25 protein-coding genes are annotated in these 26,317 nt (G+C 62.2%); 6 read left to right on the plus strand and 19 right to left on the minus strand.

Annotated elements, in window-relative coordinates; translation table 11 throughout:
• Nucleotides 1-189 precede the first annotated feature (189 nt).
• The 9 genes from PYV55_RS00360 to PYV55_RS00400 form a co-directional block, all read right to left on the minus strand.
• Nucleotides 190-1,368, minus strand: coding sequence for a deoxyguanosinetriphosphate triphosphohydrolase (locus PYV55_RS00360; RefSeq protein ID WP_275848335.1), 1,179 nt, complete (start codon nucleotides 1,366-1,368; stop codon nucleotides 190-192).
• Nucleotides 1,369-1,440: 72 nt separating this feature from the next.
• On the minus strand, nucleotides 1,441-2,625 hold the full coding sequence (gene aroB, locus PYV55_RS00365; protein ID WP_275848193.1) for a 3-dehydroquinate synthase: 1,185 nt from the start codon (nucleotides 2,623-2,625) through the stop codon (nucleotides 1,441-1,443).
• 65 nt (nucleotides 2,626-2,690) lie between these two features.
• The gene (locus PYV55_RS00370) at nucleotides 2,691-3,257 is read right to left on the minus strand and encodes a shikimate kinase (protein ID WP_275848337.1); all 567 of its coding nucleotides are present in this window, start codon (nucleotides 3,255-3,257) and stop codon (nucleotides 2,691-2,693) included.
• Between the two features lie 41 nt (nucleotides 3,258-3,298).
• Complete coding sequence (locus PYV55_RS00375) at nucleotides 3,299-5,281, minus strand: hypothetical protein (RefSeq protein ID WP_275848195.1); 1,983 nt, start codon at nucleotides 5,279-5,281, stop codon at nucleotides 3,299-3,301.
• A gap of 36 nt (nucleotides 5,282-5,317) precedes the next feature.
• The gene (pilQ, locus tag PYV55_RS00380; RefSeq protein ID WP_275848338.1) at nucleotides 5,318-7,426 is read right to left on the minus strand and encodes a type IV pilus secretin PilQ; all 2,109 of its coding nucleotides are present in this window, start codon (nucleotides 7,424-7,426) and stop codon (nucleotides 5,318-5,320) included.
• A gap of 20 nt (nucleotides 7,427-7,446) precedes the next feature.
• Nucleotides 7,447-7,989 (minus strand): pilus assembly protein PilP, encoded by a 543-nt coding sequence (locus PYV55_RS00385; RefSeq protein WP_275848196.1) that lies wholly within the window; start codon nucleotides 7,987-7,989, stop codon nucleotides 7,447-7,449.
• The gene (locus tag PYV55_RS00390) at nucleotides 7,986-8,654 is read right to left on the minus strand and encodes a type IV pilus inner membrane component PilO (protein ID WP_275848199.1); all 669 of its coding nucleotides are present in this window, start codon (nucleotides 8,652-8,654) and stop codon (nucleotides 7,986-7,988) included. Before PYV55_RS00390 ends, PYV55_RS00385 begins: the two co-directional genes overlap by 4 nt.
• A 3-nt stretch (nucleotides 8,655-8,657) precedes the next feature.
• The gene (locus PYV55_RS00395) at nucleotides 8,658-9,278 is read right to left on the minus strand and encodes a PilN domain-containing protein (protein WP_275848202.1); all 621 of its coding nucleotides are present in this window, start codon (nucleotides 9,276-9,278) and stop codon (nucleotides 8,658-8,660) included.
• A complete protein-coding gene (locus tag PYV55_RS00400; RefSeq protein WP_275848204.1) occupies nucleotides 9,275-10,354 on the minus strand; it encodes a pilus assembly protein PilM in 1,080 nt (359 codons plus the stop codon). The genes PYV55_RS00395 and PYV55_RS00400 overlap by 4 nt, the downstream gene beginning before the upstream one ends.
• 283 nt (nucleotides 10,355-10,637) lie before the next feature.
• On the opposite strand from PYV55_RS00400, the gene PYV55_RS00405 reads away from it, so the two are divergent.
• Nucleotides 10,638-13,043, plus strand: coding sequence for a penicillin-binding protein 1A (locus tag PYV55_RS00405; RefSeq protein WP_275848206.1), 2,406 nt, complete (start codon nucleotides 10,638-10,640; stop codon nucleotides 13,041-13,043).
• A 53-nt stretch (nucleotides 13,044-13,096) separates the two neighbouring features.
• Here PYV55_RS00405 and cyaY read toward each other — a convergent pair whose 3' ends face one another.
• Nucleotides 13,097-13,426, minus strand: a complete 330-nt coding sequence (gene cyaY, locus PYV55_RS00410) for an iron donor protein CyaY (RefSeq protein WP_275848208.1) — start codon at nucleotides 13,424-13,426, stop codon at nucleotides 13,097-13,099.
• A 13-nt stretch (nucleotides 13,427-13,439) separates the two neighbouring features.
• Between cyaY and lptM the strand changes: the two genes are divergently transcribed.
• The gene (gene lptM / locus PYV55_RS00415) at nucleotides 13,440-13,718 is read left to right on the plus strand and encodes an LPS translocon maturation chaperone LptM (RefSeq protein ID WP_275848210.1); all 279 of its coding nucleotides are present in this window, start codon (nucleotides 13,440-13,442) and stop codon (nucleotides 13,716-13,718) included.
• A 29-nt stretch (nucleotides 13,719-13,747) separates the two neighbouring features.
• Here the strand turns inward: lptM and coaD are convergent, their stop codons facing one another.
• From coaD to PYV55_RS00435, 4 genes are all read right to left on the minus strand, one after another.
• A complete protein-coding gene (gene coaD, locus PYV55_RS00420) occupies nucleotides 13,748-14,248 on the minus strand; it encodes a pantetheine-phosphate adenylyltransferase (protein ID WP_275848212.1) in 501 nt (166 codons plus the stop codon).
• 141 nt (nucleotides 14,249-14,389) lie between these two features.
• The gene (gene rsmD / locus PYV55_RS00425; RefSeq protein WP_407066744.1) at nucleotides 14,390-15,043 is read right to left on the minus strand and encodes a 16S rRNA (guanine(966)-N(2))-methyltransferase RsmD; all 654 of its coding nucleotides are present in this window, start codon (nucleotides 15,041-15,043) and stop codon (nucleotides 14,390-14,392) included.
• A complete protein-coding gene (locus PYV55_RS00430) occupies nucleotides 15,040-16,401 on the minus strand; it encodes a M16 family metallopeptidase (protein ID WP_275848214.1) in 1,362 nt (453 codons plus the stop codon). Before PYV55_RS00430 ends, rsmD begins: the two co-directional genes overlap by 4 nt.
• Before the next feature lie 34 nt (nucleotides 16,402-16,435).
• On the minus strand, nucleotides 16,436-17,941 hold the full coding sequence (locus tag PYV55_RS00435; protein WP_275848216.1) for a M16 family metallopeptidase: 1,506 nt from the start codon (nucleotides 17,939-17,941) through the stop codon (nucleotides 16,436-16,438).
• Nucleotides 17,942-17,993: 52 nt separating this feature from the next.
• Between PYV55_RS00435 and ftsY the strand changes: the two genes are divergently transcribed.
• Nucleotides 17,994-19,406: a signal recognition particle-docking protein FtsY gene (ftsY, locus tag PYV55_RS00440; RefSeq protein ID WP_275848218.1), complete on the plus strand. Its 1,413-nt coding sequence runs from the start codon at nucleotides 17,994-17,996 to the stop codon at nucleotides 19,404-19,406.
• A gap of 389 nt (nucleotides 19,407-19,795) precedes the next feature.
• Here the strand turns inward: ftsY and PYV55_RS00445 are convergent, their stop codons facing one another.
• Nucleotides 19,796-20,197, minus strand: coding sequence for a DUF1810 domain-containing protein (locus tag PYV55_RS00445; RefSeq protein ID WP_275848220.1), 402 nt, complete (start codon nucleotides 20,195-20,197; stop codon nucleotides 19,796-19,798).
• 12 nt (nucleotides 20,198-20,209) lie between these two features.
• Nucleotides 20,210-20,752 (minus strand): flavin reductase family protein, encoded by a 543-nt coding sequence (locus PYV55_RS00450; protein WP_275848222.1) that lies wholly within the window; start codon nucleotides 20,750-20,752, stop codon nucleotides 20,210-20,212.
• Between the two features lie 241 nt (nucleotides 20,753-20,993).
• Here PYV55_RS00450 and rpoH point away from each other — a divergent pair, with 241 nt between their 5' ends.
• From rpoH to PYV55_RS00465, 3 genes are all read left to right on the plus strand, one after another.
• Nucleotides 20,994-21,926 carry an RNA polymerase sigma factor RpoH gene (gene rpoH / locus PYV55_RS00455; protein ID WP_275848223.1) on the plus strand — a complete coding sequence of 311 codons (933 nt, stop codon included), beginning with the start codon at nucleotides 20,994-20,996 and terminating at the stop codon, nucleotides 21,924-21,926.
• 147 nt (nucleotides 21,927-22,073) lie between these two features.
• Nucleotides 22,074-22,325 (plus strand): type II toxin-antitoxin system ParD family antitoxin, encoded by a 252-nt coding sequence (locus PYV55_RS00460; protein ID WP_275848226.1) that lies wholly within the window; start codon nucleotides 22,074-22,076, stop codon nucleotides 22,323-22,325.
• Nucleotides 22,322-22,651: a type II toxin-antitoxin system RelE/ParE family toxin gene (locus PYV55_RS00465; protein ID WP_275848228.1), complete on the plus strand. Its 330-nt coding sequence runs from the start codon at nucleotides 22,322-22,324 to the stop codon at nucleotides 22,649-22,651. The genes PYV55_RS00460 and PYV55_RS00465 overlap by 4 nt, the downstream gene beginning before the upstream one ends.
• Nucleotides 22,652-22,737: 86 nt before the next feature.
• On the opposite strand, the gene PYV55_RS00470 is transcribed toward PYV55_RS00465, so the two are convergent.
• The 3 genes from PYV55_RS00470 to PYV55_RS00480 all read right to left on the minus strand — a co-directional run bounded on the left by PYV55_RS00470 (nucleotide 22,738) and on the right by PYV55_RS00480 (nucleotide 26,306).
• Nucleotides 22,738-23,199, minus strand: a complete 462-nt coding sequence (locus PYV55_RS00470; RefSeq protein WP_345803579.1) for a class I SAM-dependent methyltransferase — start codon at nucleotides 23,197-23,199, stop codon at nucleotides 22,738-22,740.
• Nucleotides 23,200-23,438: 239 nt separating this feature from the next.
• A complete protein-coding gene (locus PYV55_RS00475; protein WP_275848230.1) occupies nucleotides 23,439-25,259 on the minus strand; it encodes an acyl-CoA dehydrogenase family protein in 1,821 nt (606 codons plus the stop codon).
• Between the two features lie 114 nt (nucleotides 25,260-25,373).
• Complete coding sequence (locus PYV55_RS00480; protein ID WP_275848231.1) at nucleotides 25,374-26,306, minus strand: electron transfer flavoprotein subunit alpha/FixB family protein; 933 nt, start codon at nucleotides 26,304-26,306, stop codon at nucleotides 25,374-25,376.
• Between the last annotated feature and the right edge of the window lie 11 nt (nucleotides 26,307-26,317).

A 26,317-nucleotide genomic window follows, 5' to 3' on the forward strand; every position in this document is an offset into this window, starting at 1 on the left:
ATGCTTGCCCTTCGCGTCAACCGCGCAAACAGCGAGTGGGCCAGCTACTGGGCTACCACTTACCTTTATGCGGCTTGATGGGCACATCAGTTTGAATCGCACCCTAGCGGGACTATGGGGCAAGAAGACGGTAAAAAATGGGCCGCTGCGGCGCATTCGCAGCCGACGATTCCAAAGTCCGACAGGCTGCTAGTCTGCCGCGAGCCAGCGCTCCCCAGTCAAGCGCCGGTGCTCGCGCAGTGCGAAGCGGTCTGTCATGCCCGCGATGAAGTCGGCCACGGCGCGCGCCCGCGCGACCGCGTCGCCTTGCAGGGCGCGCTGCGCAAAACCGGGTTTCATCTCTGCGGTGCGCTCCAAATAGGCCGCAAAAAGCCCCTCCACCACGCGCTGCGCCCGCCCCGTGGTTTCGACGACTTGCGGGTGGCGGTACAGGTTCTGGAACAAAAAGCGCTTGAGCGCCGCGGACTGCGCGCGCATGGAGGCGCTGAAGCGCACCAGCGGCGCGGCCTGGGCGCGCACCTCCTGCACGCTCGCCACGCCCGCATTGTCCAAAGCGGCCCGCGTCGCGTCGATCACGTCGTACACCTGCGCGCTCAGCATGCGGCGTGTGGCCTCGTAGAGCAGGCGCCGCTGGCGTTCGGGCGCTTGCAGCTGCGGGTGCTCGGCCAGCGCCTGGGCCATGAACTTCGCGAACAGCGGCACCTCGGCCACCTGCGCGAGCGTGATCAGGCCCGAGCGCACACCGTCGTCGATGTCATGCGCGTTGTAGGCAATCTCGTCGGCAAGGTTGCACAGCTGCGCCTCGAGGCTGGGCTGCTCGCGGCGCAAAAAGCGCGCCCCCACGCCGCCGGGCTCCTGCGCTTCGAGCTGGCGTGCGTGTTCCAGCGAACAATGCTTGAGGATGCCCTCGCGCGTCTCGAACATGAGGTTGAGCCCGTCATAGTCGGGGTAGCGCTCTTCGAGATGATCGACCACGCGCAGGCTTTGCAGGTTGTGCTCGAAGCCGCCCCACGCCTGCATGCAACGGTGCAGCGCGTCCTGCCCTGCGTGCCCGAAAGGCGTGTGGCCCAGGTCGTGCGCGAGTGAGATCGCCTCCACCAGGTCTTCATGCAGCCGCAGCGAGCGTGCGATCGAACGCCCGAGCTGCGCCACCTCGAGCGAGTGCGTGAGCCGCGTACGAAACAGGTCGCCCTCGTGGTTCAAAAACACCTGCGTCTTGTAAACCAGGCGCCGAAACGCCGTCGAATGCACGATGCGGTCGCGGTCGCGTTGGTACGCGTTGCGCGTGGGTGCGGCGGGCTGCGGGTAGCGCCGCCCGCGCGAATGCGCCGGGTCGCAGGCGTAGGGGGCAAGCTCTGAATTTTGAATCAAATCGGCCTCTAGCCCTTGTGTAGCAAGCGCAAGCAGCTATCGATAGAGGAGTTATGGTGCCAGCGTCGCTCAGGCACAACCGGCATCGATCACGGCGCGCACCTGCGCATCGGGCACGGCGCGAAGCACCGCGCGCCCGGGGCCGTCGATCAGCACGAAGCGAATCGCCCCGCCTTCGGCCTTTTTGTCCACGCGCATGAGCTCGAGGTAGCGCCCGGCGTTGTCCTTGCTGTCGAGCACCGGCGCACGCACTGGCAGCCCAGCGCGCTCGATCAGGCGCACGAGGCGCTCCGTGAAAGCCGCATCCACCAGACCCAGCGCGCGCGACAGCTCGGCCGCGAGCACCATGCCCGCGCCCACGGCCTCGCCATGCAGCCATTGGCCATAGCCCAGGCCCGCCTCGATCGCGTGGCCGAAGGTGTGGCCGAAGTTGAGGATCGCGCGCAAGCCCGATTCACGCTCGTCCTGCCCCACCACCCAGGCTTTGATCTCGCAGCTGCGCCGCACCGCATGCGCGAGGGCGCCGCGCTCGCGTGCGCGCAGCGCGTCCATGCCCGTCTCGAGCCAATCCATGAAAGCCATGTCGGCGATGGGCCCGTATTTGATGACTTCGGCCAGCCCTGCGCTGAACTCGCGCGCGGGCAGCGTGTCCAGCGTATCGAGGTCGCACACCACGAGGCGCGGCTGGTAGAACGCGCCGATCATGTTCTTGCCCAGCGGATGGTTGATGCCGGTCTTGCCGCCCACCGACGAATCGACCTGCGCGAGCAAGGTCGTCGGCACCTGCACGAAAGGCACGCCGCGCATGTAGCACGCGGCCGCAAACCCCGTCATGTCGCCCACCACGCCGCCTCCGAGCGCAAAAAGCACCGTCTTGCGGTCGCAGCCGTGCTGCAGCAGCGCGTCGAAAATCAGGTTCAGCGTCTGCCAGTCCTTGTATGGCTCGCCGTCAGGCAGGGCGAGCAGGTACACCGTGGGATAGATGCCCTGCAAGGCGGCGCGCAGGCGCTCGGCGTACAGGGGCGCGACGGTGGTGTTGGTCACGATCAGCGCCGCTGAAGCCGCAGGCAAACCCGCATAGCGCGCTGCATCGCCGAGCAAACCGCTGCCAATGAAAATCGGATAGCTGCGCTCGCCCAAGGCTATGCGCACCTCTTGCGTGGGCGGGCGCACACCAGAGGTGGCCGCTGCGCGCAAAATGGGGGGAAATTCGGGAAGAGCGCCGGACGGCGCCAAGAGGTTCTCTGCTTGCATACCGGCAAGTGTAGAGCAGCTGCGCACACCGCCGCGTGGCCTGCGGCCCCCTTTCCGACGCAGGATCAGGATAGGGTTCCGTTGGGTGCAGCCCCAACCCCATCGCCAGCAGGCGCAACCGACGGCGGCGCCGCCAACTCCAGTTGCATGACGATCATGTTGACCAAGGTGGCCACCGAAGGCCGCCCCGTCTCGATCACGAAATGTGCCGTCTCACGGTACAGCGGATCGCGCTGCGCGTACAGCTCGCGCAAACGCGCAAGCGGGTCCGCCACCTGCAGCAGCGGCCGCGACTTGTCATGCCGCAGGCGCCGGAAAATTTCTTCAGGCGCCGAACGCAAATACACCACGGTGCAGCGCTCGCGCAGCACCGCCCGGTTCGCCGCGCGCAGCACCGCCCCGCCCCCCGTGGAAAGCACGCAAGGCTCGGAGGACGCTGGAGAGCGCGTCAATTCATCGAGCACCTGCTGCTCCAAGTCCCGAAAGCGCTCCTCACCCTCGCGCTCGAAAAACTCCCGGATCGAGCAACCCAGGCGCCACTCGAGCACCTGGTCGGAGTCGACGAACCCCACCTTCAAGCGCCGCGCGAGCTGCCTGCCCACGGTGGACTTGCCGGAACCGGGGAGGCCGATAAGGGTGATATGGTAGATAGAAGAAACTGGTGCAAAGAATTTCAAGGGACTATGAATTGTTGATTAGTAACGATATTGTTGGGCGTGGTCACCTGAACCGTAAGCGTATCCCCCGTCTTGCAAACATAAGAAACCGGGACAGTAGAGGGCGCTAAAGAATTTGGAATCGTGAACAAAGCATTGGCATTTACAGCACAGCCTAAACTACCGGCGCCAGTTGGTGTCCCTGTAACTGCTACGGAGCTACCCGTAGGCATACTGTTGCCATTGTCATCTCCAATCGTTAAATTTAGCGTTCCCCCACCTATAGAGCCGGAGATTTTCGCGTGACTTGTAGCAAAAACAATAGGCATTTGAGCGCGAACATCAGCCCCCCCAAAAACACCATCTCCCTTCATCGGAGTAGGTGTTGTAGCAGTTCCGCAGGTACTTGGAGACCCTGCACGTGGTACAGAAAACTCACCTGGATCATAAACTCCATTATGATTTGAATCCAGATAAGCCGTCCCCAGATCAGTGAAAGACTCACCACAATCATAGACGTTATTGAAGTTTGCATCGACGAAGTCTTCTTCACCTGCAGCGTACGCCAAAATATACACCCGACCATTTTGGGAGCGGGGATTTTGTGCACGAATTTTTACGGAACATTGGGAATCCCCAGAAATTGCACCTGTAATACAGGTCGGAGGAATCATCACTCCGCCGGAGGTCACGAAATTCACTGCTGTGCCATCAGGTACAGGATTCCCCTGGCGATCCGCTAGAGACATGGTCACGCTGGATTCTTCTCCATCAATATTTGCCCCTTCAATCGAAAACTTCTCGAGCGATAAACTTACGCGAGCCTGTGCCGGGCGTCCAGAGGCAATCGTCAATACAGCAGAATCTGATTGCACTGCGGAATTGCTGACCAACATCGCATTCACAAGTACATTCGTAGGCACAGTACCAGAAAACACCGGTATAGATACTATCCCACTCCCATCCGTGGTGCCAGGCGATGGATTTATATTTCCCGGTTTCCCTAATGTTGCTTTAGGAGTACCGCCATTCAATGTTTTAAGACTCAAAATGACATTTTGATTGGGCTGTGGATCACCTCTCGCATTGACAAGTTTGAATCGCACGATAGATTGGGTTTGGGAACCTGAATTCGCCAAGTAAATACGCGTGGGTGTCGCATCGAGAAAACTCATATTGGTGGCAGGCGCACTGGCTATATTTAGCGTGTTCGTTATTGCACCAGCACCCTGCGCGCTAGCCGAAATAGTTACTGTCTGACCACTACAGCCTAATGTGCTTTGCGTAGCTCCAGCGGGGTCTGTAGCCGAATAGCTGACGGTGGCGACACCGTTGCTATCAGTAGTGATAGCTGCCGGTAGCATCTGCCCGCAGGATGCGGTAAAGCTAACTTGAATCGGCGAACTGGAAGGGGTGCCATTCACATTCGCCTGCACCGAAACCGTTTGAGTACCGTAGGCAGGCAAGGGAGATCCGCCGACATTAAAATTGCTCAATGTCACATTAGCTGACACCAACTGGTAACCGGTATAAACCGTAATAACCTTATCTGAAGTCGGTGTTGCTGAGCCGTCCGGATATTTTTGAAGATTGCCAACTTTATAACTGTAAGTCACGGTCAGTGCACCAGCACCGCTCGCCGACAATGACGCTCGCGCAATTTTGATCTTGGCCAAGCCTGATGCATCGGTCAGACCAGAGGGGCCCTCTGGGAAGCTAACTTGAGTTGCATCTCCACTTACATCTATCACTTGTCCAGATATGGGATTTCCATGAGGATCAACCAGCATCACGTATAAAAATGTATAACCTGAAGCCGCGATACTAGTAGTATCTAAATTGGCAGAATCTTTCAATAAAGAGGTTTTAATTACAGGATAATTATTGCCCGCTTGCGAACTTCCGCTCCCAAAATTCGATGTGCCAGGGCTCCCCCCGCCCCCTCCGCAGGCCGTCAACGCCGCAACCATGGATAATATAATAACGCCATAATATCTCATCTTTTAAGCTCCTACGAAAAAATATACTTTCCCCAATTATCGACTGGGACCGCGATCGGTGATAACTTTTGGCGTGATAAAAACCAACATTTCCTGCTTGGTGGATTGCTTCGTTTTATTTTTGAACAAATTTCCCATCACAGGAATATCCCCCAAGAGCGGCACTTTGTTCACTTGATCGCTTTCATCCAGCGAGAAGATGCCGCCGATCACCACCGTCCCCCCATTTTCTACGAGCACCTGCGTTTTTACATGTTTGGTATCGATGGCCACGCCTTGTGTCGTCGTTTCGCCACGGCTGTCCTTATTGACGTCCAGATCGAGAATGATATTCCCCTCAGGTGTAATTTGCGGCGTAACTTCCAGTTTGAGAACCGCTTTCTTGAATGCAATCGACGTTGCCCCATTGGGGGCCGTTACAGAATACGGATACTCCGTGCCCTGTTCGATGAGTGCCTTCGTCTGATCTGCAGTGATGAGCCGCGGACTGGAAACGATGCGCCCTGTGCCATCCGACTCCATGGCAGAAAGTTCCAGTGTTAAAAAACGGTTGGCCGCGGAGTTAAAAATTGAAAGAGCAAAGCTGGCCGCCCCATTGACGTTGGGCAGGCTGGCCGGCAAGTTTACAAAACTTCCCGTCGTGTTAACGGTGCCCCCAGCACCCGCAGATGCCACAGCATTACCATAATTAGTGCCGAAGACGACCCGGTTGTCGCCACTGAGCTTGTAGCCGCCATCGCCGCCATTTTGTGCGCGTAGGTCTGCCCCGCCAAGTCGAACGCCCAGCGAACGACCGAATGAATCCCGCGCCTCCACAATGCGCGCCTCGATCAACACCTGGCGCACGGGCACGTCGAGCGACAACAGCAATTGCCGCACGTCCTCCAGCTTGCTCGGAGTGTCGGTGACAAAAATTTGGTTGGTACGCGGCTCTGCGATCACGTTCCCACGCTCGGTCAGAAAACGCGTGTTATTCCCTGTGCCACCGGTATTGGTGTTGGTCAGTTGATTGACGATGTCGTTGGCCTTGGCATAATTCAACTGAAAGGACTGCGTTCTAAGAGGCTCCAGTTTCTGAATGGCCTGCGCCGCTTCAAAATCCTTCTTGGTACGCGCATCAATCTCATCCTTTGGCGCAATCCAAAGCACCGTTCCGGACTTGCGCATCCCGAGGCCTTTGGCGTCCATGATGATTTGCAGCGCCTGATCCCATGGAACATCCTTGAGACGCAGGGTCAGCGAGCCCGTCACCGTGTCCGAGGTCACGATATTGAAGTTTGTAAAATCTGCAATCACCTGCAGGAGTGAACGCACCTCGATATTCTGGAAGTTCAGCGACAGCCTTTCGCCGCTATATCCTGGGCCGGGGGTGAGTTTTGACAGGTCTTTCTTTTGCTGCCTGATTTCCACGACAAACTGATTGTCCGCCTGGTAGGCACTGTGCTCCCAATCGCCCGCGACATCGATCGTCATGCGCACGCGATCACCCTGCTGCACGGTGGTTACCAACTGCACGGGGGTGCCGAAGTCCGTGACATCCAGGCGCCGGCGCAGCCCTTCAGGCAGCGATGTTTTCAGAAAATCTATGGCCAGCCCTTTTCCTTGCTTGCGCAAGTCAACGCCCACCTGGTTATTGGCAAGCCCGATGATGACGCGCCCGGCGCCATCCGCTGCGCGACGAAAGTCCACGTCTTTGAGGGGGAGCACATCGCTGTTCAGGTTTTCGGCAAATACCGGGGGCTGCTGCGGCGCTACGGTGCTGGTGGAAACAGGGGTCAGCGAAATGTAGAGAGACTTCCCTTTGATTTCCGTTTGATAGGGCGTAGCCTGCTTGAGATTCAAAACCACGCGCGTCCGGTCGCCGGCCTGCACCACATTGACCGATTTCAGGTTGCCCTGGTTCACGTCCACCGTGGAGCGGCCCAGCCCATTCGACACCCCGGGGAAATCAAGGGCTATGCGCGCTGGCGACTGGATGACGAAGCCACTGGGGACGCCAGAGAGCGGCTCGGACAGGTCTATACGCACGACCTCCGCGCCGCCCTGCACATTTCCGGTGACGGCGGTGATGGCATTTTGCGCCATGGCGAGCGCAGTCAACGTGGTAGCAAGCAGCGCCACGAATACATTGCGCCATTGCTTCATAAGCCAGAATCTTGTGACTTTCATTTTTTACCCTCTTGCAATTCGAGCGTAGCGATGCGTTCCGTCCATTCACCAGTTACATCTTGGACAATTTCGCGAATTTTTATGGCCGTTTCCGATATTCCTACAACTTTGCCATAATTCGGCCCGAGATAATTACCGAGATATACCTGGTAGAGCAGATTATCAACCTTTAACAACGCCACTGGCTTCCCGTTTTTATTCATGCTTCCCACCATTACCATGGCATCGAGTGGAAATGCTTCCAGCGGCTCTTTTCTGCGTGCCAATTCCGGCGCAATCAGCGCCGCATTGGAGGCATTCTGCGCCGAATCCTTTTTCAGCGCCATGGTCAATCTGCTGAGATTGAAAGGATCCAGTTCTGCTGCAGCAGAGTATTTTTGTGGCTGAAATTTTTTGGGCTCCTCTATGGGTGCCACATGGGGCTTGGTCGAAGCGCGCAATTCTGCCATCCATTGGCGCAGCTCGTCTTCGCTAGACGCCCCACACCCCGACAAAACAGCCAGGGATCCCATCACAATTGCATGGCGGGCAATTTTCATTTTTTTCCTCCCGCTTTCTTTTGCGCCTGCACTTCCTCTGGATCCAGATAGCGGAAAGTACGTGCCGTAGCATCCATAGCCAAAATGTTTGCGTCTTTCCCCACAGGGGCTACTGAAATGTCATTCAAAGTAACAATACGCGAGAGTTGCGCAATATCCGCAGCAAATTCCCCCATATCATGGTATTTCCCCGTAATTCGAATTGCGATGGGTAACTCTGCATAATAATCCCGCACCACGACCTGACCTGGGCGAAACAAATCAAACTGCAGACTCCTCCCCAAACCTGCCTGATTGATGTCGGACAACAATGCTGCCATTTCCGCCTTGCTGGGAAGCTGTTTTTCCAGCTGCACAACATATTGCTGAATCTGTTCACGCTGCTTCTTCAGCGCATCCAGATTGATCGCTTTCGCCAGTTTTTTCTGATAATCTTCGCGCAGTGCAACCTCTTTACTGCGCTCTGCCTCCAATTCTGACTGATAATCCGTCAGCATCAGATACCAGGCCACCACGACCACTGCGATTGCTATAAAGGCACACAGCAGCACCTTGGGCAGCATAGGCCATGCAGCGGGGTCTTTGGTATCGAGATTGCTGAATTGTCGCTGTAAATTTTGCTGCAGAGCGGCAAAATCGATCTGAGGGTATTGTTTTTTTGCCATGGCTCACTTTCCTACGGAAGCACCGGCTGGCGCACTCGCTGGATTCGTGGCGTTCTTCACGTCGCTCGCACGCAGCAATTGAAAGCGCAGATTGAAAGCGGCAACACGCCGTTGATCTCTTGGGCTCAAGGACACATTGTTGCTCACAATTTCTATCAACTCTGGCTTGGTAAACCATGGGGTATTGTTGCTCAAATTGCGCAACAATTCAGAGACTCTTTCGTTCGACTGCGCCACGCCCTGCATGGAAATCGTCTGCCCCGTTTGCTTGAGACTTGTCAAGTAAACACCCTCCGGCAATTGCTTCGTGAGTTCGTTAAGCAAGTGCACTGGCAGATTCCGATCTGCCTGCAAATCTTCCACTGCCTTCTGGCGCGCCCGCAGGGCTGCAATTTCATCTTCCAGCGTGGCAATTTCCTTGATTTGGCCTTCCAGCACCTTGATTTCGCTTTGCAGAAAGCCGTTTCTCCCTTGTTGATCTGCAATTCTGTTTTGCAGCCACATATAAATGATGCCGGCCACGACCAAGCCTGCCAGAAACGAGGCAAACATCGTCGCCTGGAAAAGCTCACGCCGGTGTTTGCGTGCCGCTTCTCGGTGCGGGAGCAAATTGATCAAAATCACAGAAGGAACCTCCTCATCGCCAATCCGCACGCCGTCAAATAGGAAGGCGCTTCACGTGCCATTTTTTTCAAGCGCACAGAATTACCAAGCTCCATGCCCTCGAAAGGATTGACAACGCTGCAGGAGAAGCCTGTTTGCCGACTCACTGCATCCGTCAAACCAGGCAAGGGTGCGGACCCTCCTGCCAGCAAGATGTGATCCACACGGTTATAGGGCGTGCTGGTAAAAAAGAATTGCAAGGCCCGGCCGAGTTCTTGCGCCATGCTGTCGACAAAGGGGCGCAACACCAAGGACGCGTAGTCCTCCGGCAGCTCGCCATTGCGTTTTTTGCCCTCCGCCTCTTCCAGTGAAAAACCATACTGGCGCACGATCAGTTGCGTCAGTTGCGCGCCGCCAAAGGCCTGGTCACGCTCGTATAGCACCTCCTCATTGCGCAGCACCTGCATGCTGGTGGTCTGCGCCCCGATCTCGAACAAGGCCACCAAGGCATCTGCGCCTTTCCCGGGCATAGCTTCCATCAAGCGCCCGGCCGCCCGCCGGGCCGCGAACGATTCGATGTCCATGACCACGGCCTTGAGGCCTGCGGCCTCGGCCAGGCCCTGGCGATCCTGCACTTTTTCCCGGCGCGAAGCTGCCAGCAGAACATCGACTTCGCCAGGCATGTTCTTGTTGGGGCCGATCATGCAAAAGTCGAGGCTCACCTCGTCGAGCGAAAAAGGGATGTATTGGTTGGCCTCGGACTCCACCTGGACCTCGAGCTCCTGCTCCGACATTCCACCGGGCAAGGTGATTCTTTTGGTGATGACCGCCGACGGCGGCAGCGCCAGGGCGGCGTTTTTGGCTCGGGTACCGCTTTTTTTGACCAGGCGCCGCAGAGCCTCGGCAACTTCGTCGAATTTTTCGATGTTGCCTTCGGTGACCCAGCCAGGCTCCAGGGGTTCTATGGCGCAAGCCTCCAGCACCAAGCGGCCCGTTTGGTCGCGATCGAGTTCCACGAGCTTGACGCTGGAGGAACTGATGTCGATACCAAGCAGCGGCGCCGGCTCTCGACTGAATAAAGATCCCAAAGAGATCAAGATGGTCCTCCCTGTAACAACGCGCCGCACTGACGCAACAAAACATCACATTGGCTACGGATGCTATCAGCAAGATAGTTTGCCAACAAAGTTTTTACAGCCCTTGACTGCTGCGTAGCGTTGCCAAAAGCAGACGCTTTTGCGGGGAAGATGGCAAGGGATGCCACCTCTATCCGGCGCAACGCGCGCCGTGGCAGGCGGCCTTTTCGTGTGACCGTCAAGCATTGTTACGGCCTCGGGCGCCCAATTTTTATAATCGCGCGTTTTGCTTCTGCATCCCCCCATGCCAGCACCCTCTTCGCCCAAGGCCCCTTCTGATCCGCCCTCGTCGACTCCGAGGAGGCGTCCAAGCTGGCTGCGTTGGCTTGCGCGCATCGTGCTATGGCTCGGCGGCTTGGCTGTAGCGGGCGCCCTGGCCTTGGGCTGCGTTATCGCCGTGGCACTGGCCATGGCCTACCCCAATCTTCCCGACGTTTCCGACCTGGCCGACTACCGCCCCAAGCTGCCGCTGCGCGTCTATTCGTCCGAAGGTGCGCTGCTGGGTGAGTTTGGCGAAGAGCGCCGCACCCTCACACCCATCGATGAAATCCCAAAGGTGATGAAGGACGCCGTGCTGGCGATCGAAGACACGCGGTTTTTCGAGCACGGCGGCGTCGATTACAAGGGCATGCTGCGCGCCGCGCTGGCGAACCTGGGGCACGTGAAAAGCCAGGGCGCTTCGACCATCACCATGCAAGTGGCGCGCAATGTGTACCTGTCTTCAGAAAAAACTTTCACACGGAAAATTTACGAAATATTACTCACGTTCAAGCTCGAGCATTCGCTGACCAAAAACCAGATCCTCGAGATTTACATGAACCAGATTTACCTCGGCAACCGCGCCTATGGTTTTGCTGCGGCATCCGAGGCGTACTTCGGCAAACCGCTCAAGTCCATCACGATTGCCGAGGCGGCCATGCTCGCGGGCCTGCCCAAGGCGCCCTCGGCCTACAACCCGATCAGCAACCCCAAGCGTGCCCGGGTGCGCCAGCTCTACATCATCGACCGCATGGAAGAGAACGGCTTCATTACGCCTCAGGAAGCGGCTGCGGCGCGGGCAGAGAAGCTCCAGCTACGCACGGCAACGGACAATGCGCGCGTGCATGCCGAATACGTGGCCGAAATGGTGCGCCAGCTGGTCTTCGCCCAGTATGGCAACGAAGCCTACACACGCGGGCTGAATGTCTATACGACCGTGAATGCCGGCGACCAGAATGCCGCCTACCAGGCCCTGCGCCGCGGCATCATGGACTATGAACGGCGCCAGCACTACCGCGGGCCGGAGCAGTTCGTGGACCTCCCCGGCGATGTCCAGGCGATCGAGGATGCCGTCGACGATGCGCTGGCCAATCACCCAGACAACGGCGACGTGCTGGCGGCTGTGGTGCTCGAAGCCAGCCCGCGCAAAATCGTGGCATTACGCGCCAATGGCGACCGCGTGGAGATCACCGGCGAAGGGCTCAAGCCCGCCGAATCCGGCCTCAGCGACAAGGCGCCGCCAAATATCAAAATCCGCCGCGGCGCCGTGATCCGTATCATCAAAACGCCCAAAAACACCTGGGACATCACGCAACTGCCCGAAGTCGAGGGCGCTTTCGTCGCCATAGAACCGCTCAATGGTGCCATCAAGGCACTGGTGGGCGGTTTCGATTTTCAAAAGAACAAGTTCAACCACGTCACGCAGGCCTGGCGCCAGCCGGGCTCGAGCTTCAAACCCTTTATTTATTCAGCCGCGCTCGAAAAGGGCTTCACGCCCGCCACGGTGGTGAACGATGCGCCACTGTTCTTCGACGCCGGCGCCACGGGCGCCCAGCCCTGGGAGCCCAAGAACTACGACGGCAAATACGAAGGCCCCATGCCCTTGCGCACGGCCCTGGCCAAGTCCAAGAACATGGTGTCCATCCGCGTGCTGCAGGCCGTGGGGCCCAAAACGGCGCAGGAATGGATCACCCATTTCGGCTTCGAAGCCGACAAGCACCCCGCCTACCTGACAATGGCGCTGGGCGCGGGCTCGGTCACGCCCATGCAGATGGCTTCAGCGTATTCAGTGTTCGCCAACGGCGGCTACCGCATCAACCCGTGGCTGATTGCGCGCGTGACCGACCACAAAGGCCGCGTGCTGTCCGAGACCACGCCGCCCGCGCTGGCCGAGGACGCGCGCGCCATCCCGGCGCGCAATGCCTTCATCATGGATTCCTTGCTGCAAGAGGTGACGCGCTCGGGCACGGCCGCGCGCGCGCAGGCCACGCTCAAGCGGCCCGACCTTTATGGCAAGACCGGCACCACCAACGACGCGGTAGATGCCTGGTTCGCCGGCTTCCAGCCGACTTTGACCGCGATCACCTGGATAGGGTACGACACGCCGCGCAACCTGGGCAGCCGCGAAACCGGCGGCGGCCTGAGTCTGCCCATCTGGATTCGCTTCATGGAGCACGCGCTGCGCGGCGTTCCCGTATCAGAGCCGCAGGTGCCGCCGGGCGTGGTGAACGTGGGCGGCGAATGGTTCTATGAAGAATACGCACGCAATGCCGGCGTCGCCAGCCTGGGGCTCGGCGATGCACCAGGGCCGGCCTCGGCGGCTGCGCCCGGAGCGGCCCCGGCACCTTCGAGCGAAGAACGCAGCCGCATCCTCGACCTGTTCCGCAACTGAATGCACCTACCCGCCATGCCCCAACCCGGGCGGGCGCGGCCGTTTGCAGGGATTCAGGCGCCAAACGTGAGCGGCGTGCCCGCCTGGCGCGAGGCCTCGCGACTCAGGCAGGCGAAGAATTCGCCCGCGCCCTTGGTATCCTGCCAGTTCGTGCCGTCGAAACGGTAGTGATAGCCGCCCGACTGCGACGCCATCCAGACCTCGTGCAGCGGCTTTTGCAGGTTGATCACGATCTGGCTGCGGTTGGGGAAGGCGATCGTCACCATGCCGCCGCTGCGCTGGCTGTCCAGGTCGGCATCGCTGGTTTCGTTGATGCGGTCGCAGCTGCGTTCGACGGCCAGCAGCAGGCGTTCGGCGTGGTCCATGAATTCGAGGTCGGTCATTACAATGCGTCCAATGCGGAATGTGCGAAAAATTCTACCCAGCCTTTGGGCATTGACAGCCTTGGCGACCTTGATGGGCTGCGGCCAGCGCGGGCCTTTGTACCTGCCCCAGGAGCCCGCCGCGCGCGAACGTGCGACGCTGCCGCAGGTGCTCACGCCCGAGAGCCTCGCGAACAAGCCGGCGGCGCCAGCAGCGGCACAGGCCCCCGCATCCATACCGGCCTCTGCGCCCGCCTCCCCCAGCAAGCCTGCCAACGTCCCGGCCAGCGCCCCGGACTCCGGCGCACGCTGATCCCGCACCGGCGCTGCGCGCAAAGCGCGTCACGCCGCTCCTTGGGCCGTTTTTTTCTGCAGCCGCGCAAGCACCGGCGGCGACACGAATTTTTCCACCTCGCCGCCCAGCGTCGCGATCTCGCGCACCAGCGTGCTGCTGATGAAAAGATACTGGTCGCCCGGCGTGAGGAACACCGTCTCCACGTCGGGCATGAGCGCGCGGTTCATGCCCGCGAGCTGGAATTCGTAGTCGAAGTCGGTCACGGCGCGCAGGCCGCGGATCATGGCCTTGCCGCCGCGCGCGACGACGAAGTCGCGCATCAGGCCCGTGAAACTCTCCACGCTCACCTGCGGATACGGCCGGAACACCTCGCGCACCATGTCCAGGCGCTCTTCGAGGCTGAACAAGGTCTTTTTGTGGTGCCCCGCAGCCACGGCGACGATGACGCGGTCGAACAACTGTATGGATCGGCGCACCAGGTCTTCGTGTCCCAGGGTGATGGGGTCGAAGGTTCCGGGATAGACGGCGAGCACGCTCGGGGATGCCATGGCGGGAGTCTCCTGTCGGTGGATGCGGCGAAAGCCGCGAAAAACGGCAAGCGCCGATTATGTCGCGTGCCTACCGCCTGCTGGGAATTTCAAACCAAAATTGCCGCTAACGCTGATGTATCAAGCACTAGAAGCTATTTATTAAGGAGCGTCTTGCACCAGCTCCACGGGCCGCAGCAGGTGCGCGTGCACGGCGCCGGCGCGCAGCGTGCGGTGCGCGGCAAAGCCCAGCGGCGCGAGCGCGGCGGCGTCCCACAGGTGCGGCGCTTCGAGATAAACGAAGCCCTGGGGCGCCACGGCGCGGCGCGCGGCCTGCAAGGCGGGGGTGAACAGGTCGCTCGCAAACGGCGGGTCGAGGAAGATCAGCTGCAGGCTTGCAGGCGCGCTCTGGCGCAGCGCCGCGATGCCGTCGCCACGCTGCACCGTCACTTGCTGCGTGGGCGGCACCTGCAGGCGCTGCAGCACGGCGCGCAGACGCGCGACGAGCACAGGGTCGCTTTCCACCAGTTCCACGTTCGCGCCGCGCGAGGCCGCTTCGAGCCCGAGCGCGCCCGTGCCCGCGAAGGCGTCGAGGCAGCGCCAGCCCGTCAAATTCGAACCCAGCCAGTTGAACAAGGTCTCGCGCACGCGGTCGGGCGTGGGGCGCAGGCCCGGCTGCTGCGCCACGGGCAGGCGTGTGCGCTTCCATTGCCCGCCGATGATGCGCACCTCGCCACGGCCCGTGGGCGTGCGCATGGGTGCGCCCGAGGCTCTGGCTGCAGGCGCAGGCGCTTGCGCGCCGCTGCGACGCTTCACGGCTGGCCGCCCACGATCACGGTGACCATGCGCTCGGGTTGCAGCTTGCGCTGCAGCGCGGCGCGCACGTCGGCCACCGTGAGGGCCTGGACTTTTTTCGTCCATTGCTCGAGATAGTCGAGCGGCAGATCGTTCCAGGCGATGTTGGCGACGTTCGCGAGCAGCTTGCTGTTGCTGTCTATGCGCAGCGCAAAGCCGCCGATGAGGTTGTCCTTGGCGGCGCGCAATTCGGCCTCGGTCGGGCCTTGGGCGACGTAACGACGCAGCACGTCCTGCGCCACCTGCACGGCCTGCGCGGCCTGGTCGGGGCGCGTCTGCAGGCCCACGACGAAGGCGCCCGCGTGCAGGCCGGGGTTGAACTGGCTATAGACGCTGTAGCTGAGCCCGCGCTTTTCGCGCACTTCTTCGGTCAGGCGCGAAACCAGGCCGCCGCCGCCGAGGATGTGGTTGCCCACGAGCAGCGCGAGAAAGTCCGGGTCGCGCCGCGCGATGCCCGGCTGCCCGATCAGCACATGCGCCTGCGCCGAGGCGAAGGGGATTTTGATTTCCTTCGCGGCGGCCAGCGGCGTGACCTCAGGCACGGGCGGCAGGGGCGCGCAGCCTTGCGGCGGCGTCGGTAAACGCGACAGCAGCGTCGCCACGAGCGCATCGGCCTGCGCGCGCGTCACGGCGCCGACCAGGCTCACACGCGCGCGGCAGGGCGCGAGGTAGCGCGCGTGGAACGCCACCATGTCGGCCACGCCGATGCGCGCGAGGCTCTCCTCGGTGGCATGGTAGCCGTAGGGGTGGCTGCCATAGACTGCGGTGGCGAAGGCTTCTTCGGCCAGGGTGCCGGGGCGCGTGTGCGCCTCCTTGATGCTCGCGCTCCAGCGTGCGCGCTCGCGCTGCCACACGTCCTCGGGCCAGCTCGGCGTGCCAATCTGCCGCGCAGCCAGACGCACGGCGCGCTCGAGCAGCGCAGGCTCGGTGAGCGAGCGCAAGCTGTAGTGCAGCGCGTCGTCCCCGGCCGCAGCGCCGAAGTTCGCACCCAGATCGGCCCAGGCCGCGCCGAGCGCGTTTTCGTCGAGCGGCGCCTCGTCCTGGCCGTTCACCTTGCCGGCTTGCACGCCCTTGGACGCCATCAGCGCCACGGCCTCGGCCAGCCCCGCCTGCGGCGCCGGGTCGCGGCGCTTGCCGGCGTCGAAGTCGACGCGCACATCCAGCATGGGCAGCGAGGGGCTTTGCACCAGCCAGACCTGCGCGCCGCTGGGCTGCGTCCAGTGCTCTATGGGCAGCAACGCCCACGCGGGATTGATGCCAAAAACGGCCATAGCGCCCGTGAATAAAGCGCGAGCAGCTACTCTTTTAATACTTTGCATGGAGGACTCCGTTGTGTCGGGTAGGCCAGCGAACTCAGCGGATCGGCCCGCCCATCGCGGGCGCCTGCGCCTTGCGCCGTGCGTTCGGGTCGATGGGCTGCGGCACCAGCGTTCCCACGGTGAGCTGGTCGTCGCCAAAGTAGCGCGCCGCCACCTGCTGCAATTGCTGCGGCGTGACGCTGCGCAGCAGCGCGAGCAGCCGGTCTTCGGTGTCCAGCGGCAGGCCCAGCACCCAGTTGCTGCCCAGGTCCATCGCACGCGCCATGAGCGAATCGCGCTCGTAAATCGTCGAAGCCGTCCACTGCGTGAGCACGCGCGCGAGCTCCTGCGCGCTCACGCCCTCGCGCGCGATGCGTGCCACTTCGGCGCGCAGGGCCTGCTCGACCTCCTGCGCGCTGCGCCCTTGCGCGGGCACGCCCATGAGCAAAAACAGGCTGGGCCCGCGCCCCGACACCATGGCCGCGCTGTCGGCGCTGTCGGCCACGCGCTGCGCGCCCTGCGTGAGCGCACGCTCCAGGCGCGCGCCGTCGTAGCCGCTGAGCACCGCCGACAAAGCCATGAGCGCGAGCGCGTCGCGGTCTTCCTCGGTGAGCGCATCCACGTGCCGCAGCGTGGGCACGTGGAACGCGAGCGCGACGAAAGCCTGCTCGGCCGGCGCCTTCACGTCTGTGCGCCGCAGCCCGGCCTGCACGGGTTCGGCGCGCGGCTTGCGCGGCGGCACGGCGCGCGCAGGGATGCGGCCGTAGTATTTTTCAGCGAGCGCGCGCACCTGCGCCACATCGACATCCCCCACCACGACCACGGCCGCATTCGCGGGCACGTACCACTGGCGGTGGAACGCGCGCACGTCGCCCGGCGTCATCGCGTCGAGGTCGGTCATCCAGCCGACCACCGGGCGGCGGTAGGGCGAAACCATGAAGCTCGTGGCAAACAATTGCTCGGACAGCACGGCGCGCGGCTGGTCTTCGGTGCGCATGCGGCGCTCTTCCTTGACGACTTCGATCTCCTTGCGGAATTCGGCGTCAGGCCAGGCGTTGTGGGCAAAGCGGTCGGCCTCCAGGCGCATCACCTCGGCCAGGCGATTGGCCGGAATCTGCTGGTAGTAGCCCGTGAAGTCGCGGTCGGTGAAAGCGTTTTCCTGCCCGCCCAGCGCCGCGACGCGGCGCGAGAACTCGCCGGGCGGCACGTTTTTGGAGCCCTTGAACATCATGTGTTCGAGCACATGCGCCACGCCCGAGGTGCCATCGACCTCGTCCATCGCGCCCGCGCGCACCCAGACCATGTGCACCGCCGTGGGCGCACGTCGGTCGGGCAGTACGATGAGCTGCATGCCGTTGGCAAGCGTGAACTGCTGCGCCTGCGCCGCGCCCGCCACGGCGGGAACGGGCGGCAGCATGGCGGCGGGCGCGATGGGCGGCGGCGCGGCGCCAGAATCGTCTGCCCAGGCCGCGCCCGGCCCTAGCAAAACCAAGGCCCCGGCGCAGAAAACACCGCGCAGCAGTGCGGTCACAGAGAAATAGAGTGTCAGAATGCGTTTCATGGTTTGGCTCAGCGGGGTATGCCCCAGAGCGAAAGATTCTACGTAGCGCCCAATGTTCAGTTTTTTCAAGAAAAAATCCCCCCCCTCGCCCGCGGACGCTGCCGCACCCAGTGCCGCACCCAGTGCCGCACCTAATGCTGCGCCCGCGCCCGCCCCGGCGGCGCAAGCCCCGGCCCGGCCTGCGGAGTCCGCCCCTGCTGCGAGCGCGGCGCCCGCATCGGCCTCTGGCGCCGGCGCTTTCGGCTGGCTGCGCAATCCCTTTGCGGGCAAGAGCGCCGCGCCGCCCGCGCCCGCATCGGCCCCGACCTCCGTGCCAGAGCCGGCTCCAGCGCCCGCGGACACGCAAGCGCCCGCACCAGTCTCTGCACCAGTCTCTGCACCAGTCTCTGCACCAGTCTCTGCACCAGTCTCTGCACCAGTCTCTGCACCAGTCTCTGCACCAGTCTCTGCACCAGTCTCTGCACCAGTCTCTGCACCCGCGCCAGCCAGCGCAGCGGCCCCGGCAGCGTCCGCACCGATTGCTGCCGAGCCTGCCGCCCCCACGCAAGCCGCCGCCGCGCCCGCCGAACGCAAAGGCTGGCTCGACCGCCTCAAGGCCGGGCTGCGCAAGACCGGGTCGAGCATCGCGAGCGTGTTCACGGGCACGCAGATCGACGACGCGCTCTACGACGAACTCGAAGAAGCCCTGCTGCTCGCCGACACCGGCGTGCAGGCCACGCAGCGCCTGCTCACCGAGCTGCGCCGGCGCGTCAAGGAAAGCAAAGCCACCGAGCCCGCCGCCGTCAAGGCGCTGCTCGCCGACGCGCTGACCGAGCTGCTGCGCCCGCTGCAAAAGCCGCTGGTGATCGGCGAACATCAGCCCACGGTGATCATGGTCGTGGGCGTGAACGGCGCGGGCAAGACGACCTCCATCGGCAAGCTCACCTGGCACCTCGCGCACGAAGGCGCGCATGTGCTGCTGGCGGCGGCCGACACCTTTCGCGCCGCCGCGCGCGAGCAGCTCGGCGTCTGGGCCGACCGCAACACGGTCGAGATCGTGAGCCAGGAAGGCGGCGACCCGGCCGCCGTGAGCTTCGACGCCGTGCAGGCCGGCAAGGCGCGCGGCAAGGACGTGGTGCTCGTGGACACCGCAGGCCGCCTGCCCACGCAGCTGCACCTGATGGAAGAACTCAAAAAAATCCGCCGCGTCATCACCAAGGCCGAGCCCAGCGCGCCGCACGAGGTGCTGCTCGTGATCGACGGCAACACCGGCCAGAACGCGCTCGCCCAGGTGCGCGCCTTCGACGACGCGCTGCAGCTCACGGGCCTGATCGTCACCAAGCTCGACGGCACGGCCAAGGGCGGCGTACTCGCCGCGATCGCGCAGGAACGCCCCGTGCCCGTGTATTTCATCGGCGTGGGCGAAAAGCTCGAAGACCTCGAAACCTTCGACGCACGCGAGTTTGCGCAGGCTTTGCTGGGGTGAGTAGGCCGTTTCGCAAGGTCTTTCTGGCCGCCCAAGGCACCTAGCAGCCTGTCGGGCTTTGGAATCGTCGGCTGCGAATGCGCCGCAACGGCCCATTTTTCACCGTCTTCTTGCCCCATAGCACCACTATGGGGCTGCGAATCCGGCAAAAACTGGCCTCGCTGGGGCGCATTCTCGCTATCGACGCCCAAAGTCCGACAGGCTGCTAGTGTAGTGTTCGACGCTATCTGCGACATAAAACCGCGTCTTTTCGGCCCGGGCCGCGTTGCAAATCCTCGCGATACCACCCGGTATCGCTGCGGTTTGCGCCTTGCCCAGACCAAAAATCCATCGGTTTTATTTGTCGCATCAAGCATCAAACACTACACTAGGGCGTATTGCCGTTGGGTCTATCGATCAGCCCCCACGAGCCGCACCGTGTGCTCGTCGGCTTCACCACCATAGAAAGCGTCCAAAGCGCTGCGAAACACATCGATTTGCGGCGCCGCCAGCAAGAACAGCGTCATGCATGACCGAAACTTGAGGTCGTCGGGCGCGCCGAAGATCTCGTGCGCCGTCTTCTTGCCCGCATGCGCGAGCACGGGATGCGCGAGATACGCCTGGGCCTCGGCCAAGTTTTGGAGCCCGTAAAACTTTGCCGTGGCGCTGCGCCCAAGCGCTGCGAGCTGTGGAAAGATGAACCACATCCAATGGCTTTGCTTGTGGCCGGCCTGCAGTTCGGCCATCACAGGGGCCATGACGGGCGCCTGCGCCGTCAGGAATCGTTCCAGGTTCAGGGCGGGTTCGTTCATACCTTCTCCTTCTCAGACCCCCGGCGGGAGCTTGGCGGCCATCATCTTGCGTCGGTCCATCCGGCGCCCATCCACGATGAAGGTGCCGTCACCCACCGCGTGCAGCATGCGCTGCTCCTTGCGTTCAGTGTCGAAATACGCCGCGAGCCCCTGCAGCACGACGATGTCGTGCTTTTCGATGATGTCCATGACCTTGCACTCGATGTTGGCCAGGCACTCCTGGATCAAAGGCGCCGCGACATGCCGGGCCGGCGCCCGCGTCAGCGCAAAGCGGGAAAACTTGTCGGTGTCCGCGCCCGAGCAGGTGCCTATGCCGACCACCTTGTCAAGCATGTCCAGGGTGGGAATGGCGAGCACGCATTCCCGGTTTTTTTGCAGCGCATGAAAAGAATGGTTCCATGCACCCGTGGTGATGGCAAAGACCGGGCTGAAGTCCATCACCATGGTCCAGGAAATGGTCATGACGTTGTCCTTGCCCGCGTCGTGCGTGCTTACGAGCACCACGGGCCCTGGCTCTATCAGGGTAAAGGCCTTGCTCAAACTGAATGGCTGCATGGGAACACCTCCGCGTCGCATCCTGGCAGTGCAGCAATTTTCACCCCCGCGCTACGGCGGCGGAAAACTTGAGTTCAGACAAAGCCCAAACCCCCATCGCCTGCTGTATCGCAGCAAAATGGGCGATGCGCAGCAGCCGCGCGGGCATCGAAAGGCAAGAACACGGGAACTTCGGCCTTAGCACTCTATCCAAGCGAGTGCTAACATCCTTTGTCAGCACACGAAAGAGAGGATTCCTGATATGACCACTGCATCTGCAAGCACTACGGCACTGGCCCCCGCCAATCCCTGGGCGCTGGTGCCGCCGTTGGGGAATCTGGACGCTTACATCACCGCGGTCAACCGTCTGCCCATGCTCACCTACGATGAAGAGCAGCGCTACGCCCGCGAGTTCAAGGAACACGGCGACATCGAGGCCGCGGGGCGGCTCGTGCTCTCGCACCTGCGCCTGGTGGTGTCGATCGCGCGCCAGTACCTCGGCTATGGCCTGCCGCACGGCGACCTGATCCAGGAAGGCAACGTGGGCCTGATGAAGGCCGTGAAGCGCTTCGACCCCGACCAGGGCGTGCGCCTCGTGAGCTACGCCATGCACTGGATCAAGGCCGAAATCCACGAATACATCCTGCGCAACTGGCGCATGGTCAAGATGGCGACGACCAAGGCGCAACGCAAGCTGTTCTTCAATCTGCGCTCGCTCAAACAAGGCTTCAAGGCCGACGCAGCCGATGCCGACACCTACCGCGAAACGCTGTCCGAGCACGAAATCGACACCGTGGCCCAGCACCTCAAGGTCAAGCGCGAAGAAGTGATCGAAATGGAAGCGCGCATGGCCGGCGGCGACGTGCTGCTCGACCCGGCCCCGAGCGAGGACGGCGAGCAGGCGTTCGGCCCCATTGCCTACCTGGCCGACGCAGCGCACGAGCCCACGGCGATGCTCGAATCGCGCCAGCGCGAAATGCTGGCCACCGACGGCATCGCCACCGCGCTGCAAACGCTGGACCCACGCAGCCGCCACATCGTCGAAGAGCGCTGGCTCAAGGTCAACGACGACGGCTCGGGCGGCAAGACCCTGCATGATCTGGCCGCCATTTACGGCGTGAGCGCCGAGCGCATCCGCCAGATCGAGGCCGCCGCGATGAAGAAAATGAAAAAGGCGCTGGCGCAGTACGCTTGATGGTGCAGCTTCCATTGCGGGCTGCAAACTGATGCAAAAAGCGCCGCTACTCGCGGCGCTTTTTGTTGTAGCGACGCAAGCTTGAGACTTGCCGTATGGTGGAATACAGGTCTTGCCAAATTTTGGCAAAAAACCCACACTTGCGCCATGAGCACGATGAACATTTCTCTCCCTGACACCCTGAAGTCCTTCGTGGATGAGCAGGTCAGCCAGCGCGGCTACGGCACGAGCAGTGAGTACGTGCGCGAGTTGATCCGCAAGGACCAGGATCGCCTGCAACTGCGTCGACTGCTATTGGCCGGCGCGGCCTCAAAACCGGCGGCACCCGCCGATGCCAGCTACTTCGATGGCCTGCGGGATCGGGTACGCAAGACCGCCAAAACCAACTCCAAGGCGTGAAGCGCAAACCTGTCGTCCCGCGTGAGCAGGCCAACCGGGATGTTGATGAGGCCGTTGCCTACTATCTGACCGAAGCCAATGAGGCCGTGGCGCTTGGCTTCATCGATGCGCTGGAGAAGGCCTACGGCCACATTGCCCGGCATCCGGCAACGGGCTCTCCCCGCTACGCACACGAACTCAACTTACCCGGCCTGCGCGCCTGGCCGCTGACGCGCTACCCGTACCTCGTGTTCTACGTCGAGCATCCGGACCGCATCGACGTCTGGCGCGTGCTGCATGGCCAGCGTGACATCTCGGCGTGGATGCAGGAGCCCGACACGGTGTGATGGTCGGGGCGCCTGGGTATATCTGGGAACCTCTAAAAACCCGAGGGAAAAGCCAGCAGCCCATTTGAGAATGGGCCTTTCCGGATTTAGTTACCTGCCTGGGCTGTGATGAGCATGGTATCGACGGTGAAGCTGCCATCAGCCTCTATGGCAAAGTGCTCAGTCACCTCAGCCCCGGCACGTTGTTGCAAGGACCGAATGGCCGCAACGTGGGCAGCGGCTGTCTTCATCCGCTCGATCCACGAGGAGAACTCCAACCTCAGTCGGAACGTCGTCGCTGTGCAAACAACAAAGCCTGCCGACCCCAGCATGTTTTGCCATTCCACCTGCGAAAAATTTCTCACGTGCGAGGGGTCACGCAACAGTTCCAATGTCTGCAACCAAGTATCGAGCAACGGGACACCCGGTGAGATGACGTCCATGAAGACTGCCAATCCGCCTGGTTTCGATACTCTGTGCATTTGGGTAAGGCCGGCTGGCACATTGCTCCAGTGATGTGCGCTGTAGCGGCTGGCGACCACATCGAAGGATTCCGAAGAACAAGACATGAAATAGCCTCTAGTGTAGTGTTCGACGCTATATGCGACATAAAACCGCGTCTTTTCGGCCCGGGCCGCGTTGCAAATCCTCGCGATACCACCCGGTATCGCTGCGGTTTGCGCCTTGCCCAGACCAAAAATCCATCGGCTTTATTTATCGCATCAAACATCAAACACTACACTAGCCATTGATAATCAACCGCTAGAAGCTATCATTTACGAAGCGATCGGCAATCCCGCAGCAGGCCTCAAAAAGCGTCATTGGGCAGCGCCATCACGCTCTCTCCGCCTTCAACGATGGCGTCGCGCAGACCCGGCACGCGCACGAGGATGTGCTCGGCGTAAAAGCGTGCCGTGGCGATCTTGGCCTGCATGAAGGGCACGTCCTGACCCTGAGCGAGCAGTTCCTGCGCAATCAACAAACTGCGCGCGAGCTGCCAGCCGGCGACGAGGTTGCCGCTCGCGAGCAGGTAGGGCACGCTGCCCGCATGAACGGCGTTGGGCGAAGCCTTGCTGCCGCCGACGACGAAATCCACCACGTCCAGATACGCCTCGCGCGCGGCCTGCAGGCGCCGCGCCATTGCGAGCGCAGCCGGTGTGGCGCTGGCTTGCAGCGCGGCCTCGGTCTGCGCGATCTGCGCGGCAATGGCGCGCGCGGTCTGGCCGCCGTCGCGTGCGGTCTTGCGGCCCACAAGGTCGTTGGCCTGGATCGCCGTCGTGCCTTCGTAGATGGTAAGGATTTTGGAGTCGCGGTAATACTGCGCCGCGCCCGTTTCCTCGATGAAGCCCATACCGCCATGCACCTGCACCCCCAGCGAGCTGACCTCCTGGCTCATCTCGGTGCTGTAGCCCTTGACCAGCGGCACGAGGAATTCGTAGAAGGCTGCGTTTTGCTTGCGCACCTCGGCGTCGGGGTGGTGGTGTGCGGCGTCGTAGGCCGCGGCGGCTACGGTCGCCATCGCGCGGCAGCCTTCGGTGAGCGCGCGCATGGTCATGAGCATGCGGCGCACGTCGGGGTGGTGCACGATAGTGGCGCTCGCAGGCACGCTGCCATCGACGGGGCGGCTTTGCACGCGCTCTTGCGCGTAGCGCGCCGCCTTCTGGTAGGCACGCTCGGCAATCGCCACGCCTTGTACGCCCACGGCGTAGCGGGCCGCGTTCATCATGATGAACATATATTCGAGACCACGGTTTTCCTGCCCCACGAGGTAGCCGATGGCGCCGGGGCCGCCTTGCTCGGCCACGCTGCCGGCGAGGCCGTCGCCATACTGCAGCACCGCCGTGGGGCTGGCCTTGATGCCGAGCTTGTGCTCGATCGACACGCACTGCACGTCGTTGCGCGCGCCCAGGCTGCCGTCTTTGTTCACGAGGAACTTCGGCACCACGAACAGGCTGATGCCCTTGACGCCCTCGGGCGCGCCCTGCACGCGCGCGAGCACCAGGTGCACGATGTTCTCGGCCATGTCGTGCTCACCGTAGGTGATGAAAATCTTGGTGCCAAAAATCTTGTAGCTGCCATCGGGCTGCGGCTCGGCACGCGTGCGCACCAGCGCGAGGTCGGAGCCCGCCTGCGGCTCGGTGAGGTTCATGGTGCCCGTCCACTCGCCGCTCACGAGCTTGTGCAGGTACGTGGCCTTGAGCCCGTCGTCCGCCGCAGTGAGCAGCGCCTCGATCGCGCCGTCAGTGAGCAGAGGGCACAGCGCAAAGCTCATGTTCGCGCTGTTGATCATCTCCACGCAGGCTGCGCCTATGGTCTTGGGCAAGCCCTGGCCGCCGTGGGCCGGCGGATGCTGCAGCCCTTGCCAGCCGCCTTCGGCGTACTGTTGGTACGCCTCCTTGAATCCCGGCGTGGTGATGACGCGCCCGGCCTCCCAGCGCGAAGGGTTGCGGTCGCCCTCGACGTTGAGCGGTGCGAGCACGTCCCCGCTGAAGCGCGCGCACTCCTCGAGCACGGCGCGCGCAGTATCCAAGCCGGCTTCTTCGAGGCCGGGGATTTGCGCGATCTGCTCGATGTTCGCCAAGTGCTCGATGGCGAACAGTATGTCTTTGACGGGGGCGTTGTAGCTCATGGGGGCTCCGGGAATGAGAGAGAAAACGACAAGAGGGCACCGCGAACGATGCCCTCCTTTTTTGTGTGTCAGGCATACCGACGCGAGGCCGGCAGAGGCGCGAAGCTTACAGCGTTAAAGCGCCTTGACCAGTTCCGGCACGGCCTGGAACAGATCGGCCTCGAGGCCGTAGTCGGCCACGCTGAAGATCGGCGCTTCGGGGTCCTTGTTGATGGCCACGATGACCTTGGAGTCCTTCATGCCGGCCAAGTGCTGGATGGCGCCCGAAATACCACAGGCGACATAGAGCTGCGGCGCGACGATCTTGCCGGTCTGGCCCACCTGCAGGTCGTTGGCGGCATAGCCGGCATCGACGGCGGCGCGGCTCGCGCCGATGGCGGCGCCGAGCTTGTCGGCCAGCGGCGGGATCACTTCGTCGAATTTTTCTTTACTGCCCAGGGCCCGGCCGCCCGAGACCACGATCTTGGCCGCGGTGAGTTCGGGGCGTTCGCTCTTGACGATTTCGCTGCCCTGGAAGCTGCTCTTGCCCGAGTCGGCCACCGCAGCCACGGTTTCGACCGCGGCGCTGCCGCCCGTGGCGGGCGCAGCATCGAAGCCTGTGGTGCGCACGGTGATAACCTTCACGGCGTCGGCGCTTTGCACCGTGGCGATGGCGTTGCCGGCATAAATGGGGCGTTCGAAGGTGTCGGGTGACACGACCTTGATGATGTCGCTGATCTGCGCCGCGTCGAGCTTGGCCGCGACGCGCGGGGCGACGTTCTTGCCGCCGGCCGTGGCCGGAAACAGGATGTGTGTGTAGTTGCCCGCAATGGCGACCACCTGGGCCGCCACGTTTTCGGCCAGGCCATGCGCGAGGCTTGCGCCGTCGGCGTGGATCACCTTGGCCACGCCGGCGATCTGCGCGGCGGCGGCAGCAGCGCCAGCGGCGTTGTGGCCGGCGACGAGCACGTGCACGTCAGCGCCGCAGGCCTTGCCTGCGGTGACGGTGTTCAGGGTGGACGCCTTGATGCTGGCGTTGTCGTGGTCGGCGACGATGAGAACGGTCATTTGCTTGAACT

Source organism: Extensimonas soli (assembly GCF_029211265.1).
Lineage (GTDB): Bacteria > Pseudomonadota > Gammaproteobacteria > Burkholderiales > Burkholderiaceae_C > Extensimonas > Extensimonas soli.

Coding starts and splice junctions, on each gene's coding strand:
- PYV55_RS00460 (WP_275848226.1), top strand. CDS start 22,074: ATGAGCACGATGAACATTTCTCTCCCTGACACCCTGAAGTCCTTCGTG.
- ftsY (WP_275848218.1), top strand. CDS start 17,994: ATGTTCAGTTTTTTCAAGAAAAAATCCCCCCCCTCGCCCGCGGACGCT.
- PYV55_RS00430 (WP_275848214.1), bottom strand. CDS start 16,401: ATGCAAAGTATTAAAAGAGTAGCTGCTCGCGCTTTATTCACGGGCGCT.
- PYV55_RS00480 (WP_275848231.1), bottom strand. CDS start 26,306: ATGACCGTTCTCATCGTCGCCGACCACGACAACGCCAGCATCAAGGCG.
- PYV55_RS00470 (WP_345803579.1), bottom strand. CDS start 23,199: ATGTCTTGTTCTTCGGAATCCTTCGATGTGGTCGCCAGCCGCTACAGC.
- PYV55_RS00445 (WP_275848220.1), bottom strand. CDS start 20,197: ATGAACGAACCCGCCCTGAACCTGGAACGATTCCTGACGGCGCAGGCG.
- coaD (WP_275848212.1), bottom strand. CDS start 14,248: ATGGCATCCCCGAGCGTGCTCGCCGTCTATCCCGGAACCTTCGACCCC.
- PYV55_RS00475 (WP_275848230.1), bottom strand. CDS start 25,259: ATGAGCTACAACGCCCCCGTCAAAGACATACTGTTCGCCATCGAGCAC.
- PYV55_RS00385 (WP_275848196.1), bottom strand. CDS start 7,989: ATGAAAATTGCCCGCCATGCAATTGTGATGGGATCCCTGGCTGTTTTG.
- cyaY (WP_275848208.1), bottom strand. CDS start 13,426: ATGACCGACCTCGAATTCATGGACCACGCCGAACGCCTGCTGCTGGCC.
- PYV55_RS00435 (WP_275848216.1), bottom strand. CDS start 17,941: ATGAAACGCATTCTGACACTCTATTTCTCTGTGACCGCACTGCTGCGC.
- PYV55_RS00405 (WP_275848206.1), top strand. CDS start 10,638: ATGCCAGCACCCTCTTCGCCCAAGGCCCCTTCTGATCCGCCCTCGTCG.
- lptM (WP_275848210.1), top strand. CDS start 13,440: ATGCGGAATGTGCGAAAAATTCTACCCAGCCTTTGGGCATTGACAGCC.
- PYV55_RS00390 (WP_275848199.1), bottom strand. CDS start 8,654: ATGGCAAAAAAACAATACCCTCAGATCGATTTTGCCGCTCTGCAGCAA.
- aroB (WP_275848193.1), bottom strand. CDS start 2,625: ATGCAAGCAGAGAACCTCTTGGCGCCGTCCGGCGCTCTTCCCGAATTT.
- PYV55_RS00375 (WP_275848195.1), bottom strand. CDS start 5,281: ATGAGATATTATGGCGTTATTATATTATCCATGGTTGCGGCGTTGACG.
- rpoH (WP_275848223.1), top strand. CDS start 20,994: ATGACCACTGCATCTGCAAGCACTACGGCACTGGCCCCCGCCAATCCC.
- pilQ (WP_275848338.1), bottom strand. CDS start 7,426: ATGAAGCAATGGCGCAATGTATTCGTGGCGCTGCTTGCTACCACGTTG.
- PYV55_RS00450 (WP_275848222.1), bottom strand. CDS start 20,752: ATGCAGCCATTCAGTTTGAGCAAGGCCTTTACCCTGATAGAGCCAGGG.